Here is a 13120-nt window from a genome sequence, read left to right on the forward strand (position 1 = left end):
GGACCGGCGTGAGGTAAGGCTGTTGGTTGATGGAGTAGATCGATTGAAGTTAGAAGGCGGCATTCCGACCCCGAAATTCCATTACTGGCTTTAGATTGAGTTGAAATAATAAATTGAAAAGAAATCGGAAAATCTGATGCAATTATACTATTTATCTGATGACAATATTGCGTCAGCGTTCTTTAAGAATTTGATATTGAAGTCCTGATTAAACATTGCATTCTTATGGACCTCTCTCATATATACGTCTCCCCTAAACTTCATTAGGTAGTTATTCCATATTTCTATGTATTCATTTCTCTCAGATTCATTCATGCCAATATCTATATTGCGATTGTTCGCTAGGTAGAACATTCTCGAAATTTGTTCATAGTTTAGTCTACAGTAGACGTAATAGATCATTTCTGAATAATCATATTTATCGCCTATCTCTGAACGGAGAGCCAATCGTAAAGCAGGCTCGTCCATTTCCATTAGCGATAGAGATATGGGGTCTAAGCACTGTTCACTATTCAGAATGAAGTCAATATTTCGCGAATCGCTATTTTTCTTGATCGTTATTACGGCGAATATCGCACCGCCAACTAGGGTGATTGTCTCTACAAAATCGAATATATTACTCCATGGAATGTCCATGACTTCACCTTCAAGGTGGCGATCAGTTTAGCAGAGCAACTAGAAACGAGCACAAATCGGGTCCTGCACGTTCCCGAATTTCGCGCATAAAATGGTAGCGCGCAATATCGGCCGAATTAGCCTTTAGGCGCGCCTCTTTTTCTCGAAGGCCTACGCCGTTCGATCCAGCACTCGCTTCACCTGAACGGCGCTCCATTCTCCTCCTCTAGGAGTGCGGAATCCACGCTCGTTCAACCCCGACGCTATTTCCCTCAATGAGACTGAGCCGGATTCCCGCAGCTCTGCAATGATCGGAGAAAGGTCCTTAGCTCGGCTATGAGCTTGAGCCTCTCTCACTTCCTGACTGAGGATGCGTCCCTGAGCTGATACGGAAGGGAGATTTCCCCGATCTCCACCGAGCTTAACGCCACGAGCCTTAGCTGCTGCTAGAGCCTCTTTCGTCCGCTTGGAGATCATTCGCCTCTCTTCGTCCGCGACCATAGCCATGATCCCAACCGTGAGCCGGTTAGCGTGAGGAAGATCGGCAGCCACGAAATCTACGCCAGCCTTCTCCAGGCCTAGGAGGAAGTGAGCATCACGGCTGAGACGGTCGAGCTTGGCAATGACGAGAGTGGCCTTGTGAAGCCTACAGAGCCTTAGCGCCTCATCCAGCTTTGGACGATCTGACTTCTTCCCGCTTTCGATCTCCACGACCTCAGCGAGCAGGTTCCAGGCACCACCATTCAGAAAGTCAGCAACCGATTTCCGTTGGGCTTCAAGGCCAAGGCCAGACGCACCCTGACGAACAGTGCTAACCCGGAGATATGAGACAAACCTGCCCTCAGCCATCGTACTCGCTCCGTTACGTTTGCATCATCGCTCATTGCTACTGATGTAACAGACGCTAAACGATTGGCAAGTGCCTATTCCAGGGAGATCAGCTCGGACCCTTCATGCATGAAAATGGGTGAGGCGTATCTGGTAAACCCTGAACTAGAGACCTCATCATATAGAAAGAAACCAAAGCGGCCTATAATCCCATATGCATCTTTAAGCATACGCCGTATCAAAATAAGTTAATTAGAATTATTTATTTTGAATAAATCTAGAAATACATGCTTTACAGCGGCCCTGAAAATCCATAATTGAATTTCTTGTATGGAGTGAAAGTCTCCAAGGCCTATAAAGCGACAGGGGGTAAAGCAATGCACACATTCACAATTACGGTTCAAATCGATACGAATGGATATCTAGATGTAGATTTCTCGCACCTGGACGGTGGGACTGAAGCTGCCAGGCGCTTTGCATATCGGCTAGGGCTTGGCACCCGCTATTTGCTTTTGAAGGACGAGCAGATGGTTCTGAATGCAGCAGATCGATACGAATGGATCAAAAGGGACGCGTTCGATCTTACGCCTTTGCAGCTATCAGCCGGAGAGACGGCAACGCTCAAAGCCGCAATAAAGGAGGCAGCGCAAGCCACCATATCCACGATTGTTCGAAACGAAGAGCCGATAGTCGATGATTATCCCAATGCTAGCTTCGATCGATGCGACTTCATCAAATCTCTAGAAGACGAGTCTGATTTGGATTCAGCCACCAGCGCGGAAACATTCCACTAGCGAACACCCCAGCGGATGAACCCGATAGCTGTCCCTCCTCATCATCGGTAGGGACAGCGAATACGGCATTTGCTCGTGGACGAAACCGAGCCCGGATTGTCATTCACCCATTTGAGACGATGGCGCTAAGTCGATCACAGCCAGCAGATTACTAATCAATTTGCTCATTCGCTTTGCCCCGTTCACTGACGCAACCCGCCGCTTTCATATGTGGGGGGATTTTAATCATCGGTCGATCCTCACGCGAGATCGCGGGATCAAACCAGCCTGCTTTGACAGACGGTTCACTCATCTGATGGACTTGAATCCAAGCCACCTGATGCCAAACTTCAGGCATTGCCAAATACGGATATTGCCCGTTCTCTTCGATATACAGAACTTGACCCGTGATATCGTCTGCTCGTGCCATAGGGACCGTGATATAGCAGGCCGATATGCCATTTGAGCATCCGTAATCAGTGGTGGCCTTCCACTGCATAGTCGTGCCGTTCCAGCCTTCGAAGATCATGTTGCCAACCGTAGGCGTGTCATCGATAGGTCGATAGGCGATCACGGTGCCGTCAGAGGATTTTCAAAGGGTCCGATCAGGTCCAGCACTACAGGTTCTCGGCCGGCTTTGATCAGCAGCCGTGTCCAAGGTGGTCATTCTAGCGCTTGGGTTTGCATCCTTCTCACATCGATACAGCTTCTCTCCCGGCTCAGAACCAGGCCTGTACGATAGGTTGATGAAATTTCCAGCGACTGACAGTTCTACCCTATAGCCGCCTTCCGGGTCAGCCTCACTCTCTTCTACCCTACAGCCGCCTTTTGTCAGGATAGCAGCCCCATCTTCCGTGATTGTCTTAGGCGAGCAATGGGTTGGCTCCGTCCCATAATAATAATGGAACATTCTAGCACCGCCCTTGTTCGAAAACTCCGCCATGGAACCCGTATTTCCATTCCCGGATTGGTGAGGCTCTACGAGACAGTTACGCTCGTCCGTTTCCCATCTGCCGAGCAGGCTTTCTGGGAACTCTTGTCGAGTTGGACTGTCAGAGTTGAACGCGCTTTCCCGCTTCTCATCAGCGAGTTTGCGTTCTTCGAATATTGCCGCGCATTCGATAAATTGGTCCGTTGGGCACTCTGAAAGCCCTTTGATAGCTCCACTCTCGACCAGCGTTCGAATCTTCACCGAGTCGTTTGCCAGCGCGCCTGTACAAACCATCAGCATCGCCGCGCTCAATAGCAGCCATGCATTTCCGTTAGATTTCATGATGTTCACCCAACCCCAAAGCTCTATGAGATAATATCGGCACGTCATGCCGTGACTGAATGTCGTGTGACGGAGCCTTTAGGATTGGCACTAATGCAAGTGTAACCGTACTCATAAAATCTCCTCTGACATACATCTCGCTAGACTGACGCTTATGATCAGGCAAGTAAAGACGAATTATCAAAGGAGGGGGGCGCATGTGCCATGGGGGGTATACACGTTACCGTATACAAGCACGACATAAATTGAGTGTTTATGAACTGTAAAACCTATGGCACATGCAGATTCAGTCAGGCGATCTCTGTTTGAAGCGTGAGGTAGGCGAGGGCGTGGGCGGTTTCATTGCTCGAATGCCCGGAATGACCCTTTACCCACTTAAACCGAATGTTCTTGTTATCACTCAGTTTATTGAGAATCCGCCATAGATCAGCATTAGGTCGCTTATCCAAACCCTTGGCTTTCCATCCCGGCATCCATTTTTCCATTCCATCCGACAAATAGCGGCTATCCGTGACAACTACGATCTTGCCATCAAAGTCGCTAGGAACCGCTCGCAGGCCCTCGATGGCCGCTAAAAGTTCGGCCCTTTGGTTAGTGCTGTCCTTTTCCCTCCCGGTGGCAGTCCAGCGTTTGACTAAGTCGCCATCTTCGGTAACTTCCTCAATGATTGCAGAAAATGCCGATCTTCCTGGATTATTCAGGCAGCTACCATCGGTATAGATGTGCAAAGACGTATTTGTATTATGCATAACGTAATCCCTCTGTTTCAAACCATCGTAATATACCATTAATTAGGAAAATAATCAAGGTATATCGTAGACACCCTCCCTCTATTGTGGTATATAGTTGTTATTTGAGAGAATATTATTGGGATAAAAATGGTTGCATACACAGAAGACGGCTTAACCTACACTCAGTTACTTAGACAAAAGCTACTAGGCACCACCACTCCACAGCCAGTACCCTCACCAGGCTCCAAATACGCCACCAGGACGCTTGTTAGAGGTTCTGACGGTAAGATGTACGTCCAGTTCGTAGATACCTCTACAGGGGCTCCTGTGAGCGATCTAGCGGGGTATGAACTGATCGAGCAGGGTACTGATCTGGATTGGCTTGATGCGTCCACTACGGATACTGCCGATCAGATCGTGCAAGAGCAGACCTATGGCGATGGGACTGAAGAAGCCTTTCAGATCGAGCGTAGTGGGAATGAGAACCCTGCTGCATCCAGTTATGCTCGTAATGCCCCTGATCGGGATATGACCAATAACTATGGCTATACGGACAAGTCTGCTCTCGTAGGCCTTGCTGGTGCTATTCCTGGACCTATCGGAGTGGCTGCAAAGGGCCTTAACGCCGGTATCAATCTGAACAATGCCGGTGCTGTAAATGCTGCCCGTAGTACGCTTGGATTGCCTTCACTCGATAAAGGTCAGATGGCTGGAGCTGTCGTTGGCGTCAATGATTATTCAGATGGGTATATCGGTGATGTCAATATCGGTGAAGAGACCTATGCAGTAGGCTTTGAAGCTCTCACACCTGATCGTAGGACCACGCTAACGGTCAATGAAGCCAGGCAGAGAGATGCTTTGGCTCGTCAGGGTATTGCCCTAGCCACTCCAGAAGAGAAGGCTGCTAATGTAGCCCAATTCGAGTCTGAGCTACCTGATCCTGGAGCTATTGGTAAGTTCGCTAACAGAGCGATCGATAGCGTCAATGATCTGACCAGGGACATCGGCAGCATCTTCGGCTGGTCTGCTCCTGAAATTGGTCGAGTGGTTGGAGAGGCTACCAGAGACATTACACCGACGAGAGTGGCTGAAACGATCAAGGGTGCTCCTCTTGGTCCAGTCGAGAGAGAAGCCCTGGCTCCTGTAGAAGCTGCTGTAGAAGCTCGTAAGTCAGCTATCAGCCCTCGTAGCATTGCTCAGAGAGACCTTAACTACGACAGGAATACCGTACCTAGCTTTGACGATGCGATGGCTGCTAAGACTGCTCCTGCTTCTGTAAACTCACGCTATGATCGCGCTCCTGTGGATTATAGCGGCCTGAAGAATGCCAGCCGTAATCAGAAGCCCAATGCAGACATTGAAAGCCTTGTCAGTGAAGCTGCTGCTGCCACGTTAGGCCCTGGGTGGTCTGTTACGGCTACATCCGGCATGGGTCTTACGCGAGACGAGAAAGCAGGCCGTAGTAGGTCCAAGGGCAATCATGAAGGCGGCCATGCTCTCGATTTCACCCTGACTGATCCACAGGGACAGAAGGTCACTGCTTACAATGCTCCCGATCTCTATTCCGCAGTCGCCGGGGCTATGCATGAAAAGGGTGCGGTTGGTGTAGGCATCTACGGAGGCACTAGGCCTGGTGTGGCCGGTGGTCACATGCACGCAGACTCCACACCAGGTCGGAATGCTCGTACTTGGGGTGAAGGCTGGGATCAGGCTGCGTACGAGCAGGGTAGGAATGTAGCCCGTGCTAAATCAGTCCCAACACCCTCGTTCAGGGATTCTGAGCCTGTCGAGTATGAAGGCCCAGCGATTAAGAGCACTAACAGATCGATAACCGTTGACGATGCTTTAAAAGAGCAAGCCAATAGGAGTCAGAGAAGCCCGTTTTCATCTCTTGGCCCATCTCTGGCAAATCCCCAGGCAGCTACAGCAGCAGAGCTATCCAATCGTGGCTTTGGTCCAGTCCGTACTGCTGATCAGATACGGGATATGTCTTTCGCTATTGCGGGAGAGCTTGCAGGGGAAACGCTTAGGGGTGTGGTAGCGAAAGACCCAGACGCGCTAACTGAACTAGCTAATATCGTATCAACGATCGAGAACCGAGCCCAGTCGTTAAACAAGCAAAGCCTTAGTGATCCTATTTCAGGTGTAGTTACGCCGTCTCAGTATAATTCACTGATGGAGAGCGAGATCACGAATACGACGAATAACTACGGCGAGTTCGGACCGGCTCTCCAAGACGCCATTCAAAGCTATTATAATGGTGAAATCACTCCTACCGCTCAGGACTACACGCATTACTATAACCCGGATATTGCCAATCCAACCTGGGGCGATCAGCTACAAAATGCATCCGTAGTTGGAAAGCACAGGTTTGGCTCTCTTGTTGGTGAGTATCAGCCATCTGAAGCCGTTCAAGCTGCGCGTGACGAGTATGGCCGCTCCATTGCCGCTACATACGCTGGTGCAGGCTTTGGGGGAGCAGTAGGCTCGATTAGGTCTGTTGCGGGTAATGATGCAGATGTGAATGGGCCAGTCTCCAGGAGCAACTTCGCAGGCTCTATGGGCAGTGCTCGTAGTATGGCTTTGGGGGATAACAACTTCGATAGCCCTTCATTCTCCAGGGATACCACCAGTTCCAACAATGGCTCCAGAAGCGCTAGGAGCCTCGCACAGGCCGATGACAGCTTCGATGGCTATTCCGGTAGCTCAAACAGCAGATCGGGCGCTGACGGTGCCTCTACGGGCTTTGCTGGGCGTTCTGGTAGTGCGCGGAGCATGAGTAGAGCAGACAGTAGTTATGACGGTGGCTCCAGCAGCAGCTCAAATGGTCGTAGCTCTGGCTTTGCTGGTAGGTCAGGTAGTGCCCGTAGTGTCGGCAGGAATGATTCCAGCTACGATAGCCCCAGCACCGGTACCCGTAGCAGCACCAACAGAAGCTCAGGTTTTGCAGGATCGTCCGGTAGCGCCAGGAGCGTATCCAGAGGTGACAGCAGCTACGATGGTGGTGGCTCAAGCTCCAAGGGCAATACGAATACGAGCAGCAAAAGCAGCACGAACAACTCTGGTGGCTTTGCCGGCCGCTCGGGTTCTGCTCGCAGTGTCAGCAGGAACAATAGCAGCTACGATGGTGGTAGCTCTAGCCCATCTAAAAGCAGCAGTTCGGCATCCACTAAGTCCACTTCGTCCAAGGGCAATAACAGCAGTGCCTCCAATACGGGCAAAAGCAGCAGTTCCAGTGGCGGTTACTCCAGTGGCTTTGGTGGCACTAATGGTGGATCAGGGGATAAGGGCGAGAAGTCAGGTGGGCTTGGGACTTGGTAGAGGATTGACAGAATACGAAATCCGGTGTATAGGCGAGGCCCCGCTCCGGGGTCGAGCCGCACATATCTCTCTTGATTCTTCTATTTGAAGCTCATCAGCATGGTATAGGCCTAATCAAACGGGCTTTCCTATGCCGATTTCGATAAGTTAAATCACCCAATGATTGTCTGGGCATACCATTGTTTAGCTGGGCGTTGTCGATGCCTTCAAGCCGAGATAACGTGATCCATGCATATCGTTATCGCCATCACAATATTGCTTACGCTCGTACTGCAAGAATATATGTTTCAGGCTACCGGCTTTTTCACGGTCCTCTTCATAGTGGTGTGCCTATTCTTGCTATGTTTGATGGCGAGCGATTGTGCATTCTCTTCGGCAATCGAGCGCCAGGATCGCCGTGACGAGTATCGTAAAATATGGCTCTCGCTGCCGGGGTCCGTACGGAAGACTATTAACGCGCTACGGCAGCATTCAAAGCACATCGTCCAGGGAATTTGTATAGCAATTGGGTTCTGGATTGTTTCTCGTGTCCTAGGGCCATTCTAGAATTGATATAAGATTATAGATAATAGATTTAATTTTTACTTATATAGCTTTATTTGGCTCATAGCGCCTCATTGGCGGGAGTTATTGGTATTTTCGAAGCCTCCTAGCCTGAACTATACAACAGCTCTGCGTGGGCTTCTATGAGCTAAATTAAGACATGCATAGACTAACAGGTTTCAGGCGCTCCGGTAGCGGCTCAAAGTCTGAAGCCCAAAACATTATGCCGTTCAAAGCACATGCACGAGCAGCGATGGCAGGATTACGGAAATCAGGTAGTGTCAGTGCGTGTTTCTCAAGCTGTTCCTGCATCGCATTAAAGGCAGCAATGTACCGAAGCTTGAAATCAAGAGCCTTTTTACCTGTGAAGCCCATAACCAGGAGAGTGAAGCCGTCTCGATCCATATCGTAGTACCGATGCAACTGATCCTTGGTGACGGGCAACTTGTAGTACCCTTCCTCAAAATTGAGGACGCCCTTATCGATGAGGTTTTGGATGTCTCGGATAAGGTTGTCATGCCGCTTACCGAAATAAGCAGCCACATCCTTGCTGGTGGTATAGGTCTTCCCATCACGGTTGAAGACGACAGGGTTCATAGGCTACTGGTAGTCAGCTAAATGAAGGCACTGTTAAGCGGAAATGCAGAGGGCTTGAACTGGCCAGATAAACGGTCTATTTTTCAATGTTTGCAGGGCTTACGAGAGATAATCATTATCAGTCTAGTAGTTAGCCCTTCCCCCTCTCCGGCTCTCTCCTCCGGCTGCCTATTATCCCTCTCACATTCTTACTAGGATTCACTAATTGGTAGACGCTGTTAAAAGCTATTCAGTTAAATCTCAAAGCTCGATCCCCTTTAGCAATAAGATAGACGGCAGTAAGCGCTATCTCAGTGATTTGGATCAATTCGCCTACGACCAATTACGATTGTTGATTGCGCAGAATAATGGCAAAGCGCCCACAATTCGCAAGTCAATCAAAGAACATATCCATGATCTTCGGCTTTTAATGCATTATCTGGCCATGTCGCTTTCCAAGCCAGATGTGCGAGGTGTAGCCATTAGCCTTAGATCAAACGACTATGGAAAGGATCAATATTCTGATCTTAGTTATACGAGAATGAAACGTCTCGTAGATATGCTACTAAGCGGTAACGGAGATAATGGAGCGTGGTGTTACATTGACGGGATGTATTTTGATAAAAACAGGGGATACGGAACCAAGTCCCGAATTTATGCCAACGATGTGTTGGCCGATCGTATGTTGCACGCGGGTCTGATATTCCCAAGTTTCCCGTATGAGCCAATGCTACGCAAGGCACTGGTAAGCCCTCTTCAGTTGAGTGTGAACGAAACACCTAACGAGGATGAAGGCGATAGCGACAGAATCCCTCTCACTCGTAAATACCGGGACAATGAAGCTGTCATTCCACTTCTTACCGCTCGACTGAAGTCAGCTAAGCCTCAGATCGTACTGGAGACTTACCAGCAGTATAAACGTTCGTTCGTTTGGGATCATAAACGGCAAGCGCAACGAAGCCGTTTGTACGAGGGGAACGATCAGTTCTATCGGCTAATGAGTGGGGAAGATGGACGAGGGGGACGCGTTTATGGACACTGGATTCAACGGGTGCCGAGCGACTATCGTCAGTTCATACGCTTCAAAGGTGAGCCGGTCGTGGAACACGATTTTAGGGCAATGCAACCAGCGTTATCGTATTCCGCTATCGGCCAGCCCTATGAAGGCGACCCCTATGACGTTCCGGGCTATTCCAGCCACTATCGAGACCGTTTCAAGCTGGTGTTCCGAGTGTCCGTTGGCTGTGGACCGGCGGAGAATGTACTGGATAAAATCCGTGGTGTGATGATCAAAGAGGGGTTCAAGCCCAAGGCTGAGGAAGCGGAAGAACTCTATAAGGCGTTTTGGTCTCATCATTCAAAGATCGCGCACATTGTTGGTCAATCTGCATGGACTTGGCTTCAGAAGATGGAAAGCGACATATCCCTCAAAATCGTATCTTCGTTACTGGATCAAGGCATTCCTTGCTGTCCGATATTCGACAGCTTCCTCGTAGCTGAACGGCATAAAGACGCTTTGATGCAGGCGATGATCGATGCCGTGTCCGGGCTATCGTGCCAGCCAGTACCGGTTAAGAAATCATAGCACATTATTGATCTATTCGATTGCATAGATGGAGAGTGCGAGAAACAGGTTGACCTCAACAGAAAGGCTAATTTGGGTGAGCAATTCGGCTGTACTCAATCTTCTTCCATTTCTTGTACGCGCTAACCATTCCATCCCGAAATACAGCCCCTTCACCGCTTCGTTTCAGCCAGCATTGATCCAATGCATGCACGAATGTGAAAGCATGGCATTGATCGTTTCGAAGACAATCCATACGGCAGGATTGGATATTGCCAGCGGGAGATCGTTCGAGATCATTCCCAGGGATATCAACGCCCTGAAGCAGGTCGGTGATGGGATCGATAGCGCCAACGAAAAATGGTTTGGGATCAGGGACCGATGGACGTAACAGATAGCCGGAAACAGCCTCTTGGTTTGAGTCTAGGATAGACCCCATACCGGATTTGAGGAAACAGTTCGGGCCATCCTTCGCGCTTTCGCTCGTATTATAGGTAAACGCACGGCATTGTTTATCCTCAGACTCTAAACATTCCCGTGCGCATGACCCGGCGCTTTGTGCATTTGTGAACGATACATCAGCACCGTAGAAGTCTACACCTTCATAAACAGCTATTCGATCTGGTTCTGTAGCTGCTTGCACGATAGCAGCCTGCTTGTTGGGTTTGGGTTCAACCAACTTCCGCACTGGTGGTTCGTACTCATCTTCCTCAGTAGACGGGGTAAGCTCTGACGATTCTTGGAGACTGGTTGTGACTCGCAGTTCAGCCATTTCGCTGCCAGATAGATATCGAATATCATCACTGCCGTAGCTCAGACTGATTTTCAGAAGGGCAGGATCGACACCCATCTCATCCAGATACTCGATTATCCATACAGTCCCGATCTGTATCGCTGAAATGGCGTCGTCAGGTGTCATGCCCGTGGTTGGTAGAGAGGACCTGTGGACCCCGATTGATCCGGGCTCCGCGATGCGTATTACGCCTCCCAAGAACGCAAAGGCGCATGCTGATGCACAATCAAAGGATCGCAGCTGGATCGTATTCAACCCGGATGCACGGATTGCCCTGCCCATCGTCAGAGCCGAATGGATGTTACCGCCTGGCGAATTAAAGCTAACGGCTGTTGGATTGAACGAACGGACGGTACGGAGGAATTCACCAACGTCATAGTCGGCTTCGAAAGAGCCCTCGACAATGAGGTATCGGGACCCGTCTGTTTCCTGTTCAACGAGATTGATTTCTGAATGCGCCATACCAGCCCATAGAAGCCCGCTGACACTCGTAAACAGACCGAACAGACATTTGAACATTGCGCATTCCTCCAGCACCCAATGAATGATTTTGCGATGCATTTGGCAACTGGGGAATGTGGATGTCGTAAAGTCGTGATACTGCCCCCTAAGAGTGAGCCGTTGCCGAGTTGGCATTCGTACTCAGCCACGGCATCCCCTCCGGATTCATGAGATTGTAAAGACGCCAGCAAGAACAAGAGCTTATCGAAATTATCGTGCTCGGCTCCTACAGATCAAGTGTTCGTGAACTGAGCACCTATCATTTGTAACACTTGACACTAACAGTATCGGATAGGGAAAGGTCTTATTGGATCGTGTAAATTCCCATACGAATGCTCGTAGAAGGCCATAGAGCGTCACTGAGGGCGTTTGTTTTATTACGGTGAGATGGTACTGATCACGCACAGAACGCTCTCATCGGGCTTCATCATCGTTATATGAGCACATCTTAAGTCCTAGGTCAGTGTATCACGCTATCGGCATTAGCCGGCCGCGCTATCGCTAACGTCTGGTGATTTAGCCTACAATCTCCTGATGGTCGGACCGCCCGGCTCCGGAAAGTCGATGCTTGCCCAGCGCCTTCCCTCGATCCTGCCGCCGCTCGGGGCCCGGGAGCTTCTGGAATGCTCCATGATCGCCTCGATCGCGGGCGAATTGTCCGGCGGCAAGCTTTCCGACCGGCGGCCCTTCAGGGCTCCGCATCATTCGGCATCGATGGCCGCGATGGTCGGCGGCGGCCTGAGAGCCCGGCCCGGCGAAGTCTCCCTCGCCCACCGGGGCGTCCTGTTCCTCGACGAATTTCCCGAATTCTCGCCCGTCGTGCTGGATAGCCTGCGTCAGCCGCTCGAGGCCGGCGAAAGCGTGATCGCGCGGGCCAATCATCGCGTCACCTATCCGGCGAAGATGCAGCTCGTCGCGGCGATGAACCCGTGTCGCTGCGGGATGGCAGGCGAGCCGGGCCATACCTGCGCCCGCGGGGCCAAATGCGCGACCGATTATCAGGCGCGGATCTCCGGGCCGCTGCTCGACCGGATCGATCTGCGCGTCGACGTTCCGGCGGTGACCGCGGCCGATCTCATCCGGCCCCAGACCTGCGAGACGTCGGCGACCGTCAAGGCACGGGTGGCCGCCGCCCGGGCGGTGCAGACGGAACGCTACACGGCGCTCGACCTGCCTGCGGAAACCGTCAACGCCCACTGTTCGGCCGCTTTGATCGAGCAGATCTCCGAGCCCGATCCGGGTGGACGCAAGCTCCTGAACGAGGCGGCCGAGCAGATGAAGTTTTCGGCGCGCGCCTATCATCGCATTCTGAAGGTCGCCCGCACGCTCGCCGATCTCGACGAGAGCGACATGGTCCGCCGCATCCATCTGGCCGAGGCGATCTCCTACCGGATGGCCGGCGAGCGGCTTTCGGCGGCGGCCTGACAGCAGGATGTCAGGCCGGGACCTTGCGTAACGGTCCTCGTCCGGAGCTGCGAAACGATGCTGCCCACACGGGATGGGTGCCGCCTGCTCCCATCCCGTCGCGGGTCGATCCCGCGCGTTGGGTTCGACGAGTCCCGGGGCCTGATACCAGCGGACATATGAAAGCATCGCTTTCGA

At 51.1% G+C, this 13120-nt stretch carries 8 protein-coding genes and 1 pseudogene; 4 read left to right on the forward strand and 5 right to left on the reverse strand.

Annotated features, from left to right (window positions below):
* Positions 1–786: 786 nt before the first annotated feature.
* A complete protein-coding gene (locus tag U0C82_RS02620; RefSeq protein WP_322185493.1) occupies positions 787–1464 on the reverse strand; it encodes a recombinase family protein in 678 nt (225 codons plus the stop codon).
* A 356-nt stretch (positions 1465–1820) separates the two neighbouring features.
* Here U0C82_RS02620 and U0C82_RS02625 point away from each other — a divergent pair, with 356 nt between their 5' ends.
* Entirely contained in the window at positions 1821–2237 is a 417-nt protein-coding gene (locus U0C82_RS02625) for a hypothetical protein (protein ID WP_322185494.1), read from the forward strand.
* Between the two features lie 151 nt (positions 2238–2388).
* Here the strand turns inward: U0C82_RS02625 and U0C82_RS02630 are convergent, their stop codons facing one another.
* Together U0C82_RS02630 and U0C82_RS02635 are read right to left on the reverse strand one after the other, a co-directional pair.
* The gene (locus U0C82_RS02630) at positions 2389–2745 is read right to left on the reverse strand and encodes a hypothetical protein (RefSeq protein WP_322185495.1); all 357 of its coding nucleotides are present in this window, start codon (positions 2743–2745) and stop codon (positions 2389–2391) included.
* A 1034-nt stretch (positions 2746–3779) separates the two neighbouring features.
* The gene (locus tag U0C82_RS02635) at positions 3780–4238 is read right to left on the reverse strand and encodes a ribonuclease H family protein (protein WP_322185496.1); all 459 of its coding nucleotides are present in this window, start codon (positions 4236–4238) and stop codon (positions 3780–3782) included.
* Positions 4239–4508: 270 nt separating this feature from the next.
* Between U0C82_RS02635 and U0C82_RS02640 the strand changes: the two genes are divergently transcribed.
* Positions 4509–7541 carry a hypothetical protein gene (locus U0C82_RS02640; RefSeq protein WP_322185497.1) on the forward strand — a complete coding sequence of 1011 codons (3033 nt, stop codon included), beginning with the start codon at positions 4509–4511 and terminating at the stop codon, positions 7539–7541.
* 696 nt (positions 7542–8237) lie between these two features.
* On the opposite strand, the gene U0C82_RS02645 is transcribed toward U0C82_RS02640, so the two are convergent.
* Positions 8238–8681, reverse strand: coding sequence for a Rha family transcriptional regulator (locus tag U0C82_RS02645; RefSeq protein ID WP_322185498.1), 444 nt, complete (start codon positions 8679–8681; stop codon positions 8238–8240).
* 205 nt (positions 8682–8886) lie between these two features.
* On the opposite strand from U0C82_RS02645, the gene U0C82_RS02650 reads away from it, so the two are divergent.
* Entirely contained in the window at positions 8887–10245 is a 1359-nt protein-coding gene (locus U0C82_RS02650; RefSeq protein ID WP_322185499.1) for a hypothetical protein, read from the forward strand.
* Positions 10246–10312: 67 nt separating this feature from the next.
* Here U0C82_RS02650 and U0C82_RS02655 read toward each other — a convergent pair whose 3' ends face one another.
* A complete protein-coding gene (locus U0C82_RS02655; RefSeq protein WP_322185500.1) occupies positions 10313–11536 on the reverse strand; it encodes a PAN domain-containing protein in 1224 nt (407 codons plus the stop codon).
* 504 nt (positions 11537–12040) lie between these two features.
* On the opposite strand from U0C82_RS02655, the pseudogene U0C82_RS02660 reads away from it, so the two are divergent.
* Positions 12041–12943 (forward strand): annotated as a pseudogene (locus U0C82_RS02660) (YifB family Mg chelatase-like AAA ATPase); the annotation flags it as partial.
* Positions 12944–13120 lie beyond the last annotated feature (177 nt).

It is taken from the genome of Fulvimarina uroteuthidis (assembly GCF_034321785.1).
GTDB lineage: Bacteria > Pseudomonadota > Alphaproteobacteria > Rhizobiales > Rhizobiaceae > Fulvimarina > Fulvimarina uroteuthidis.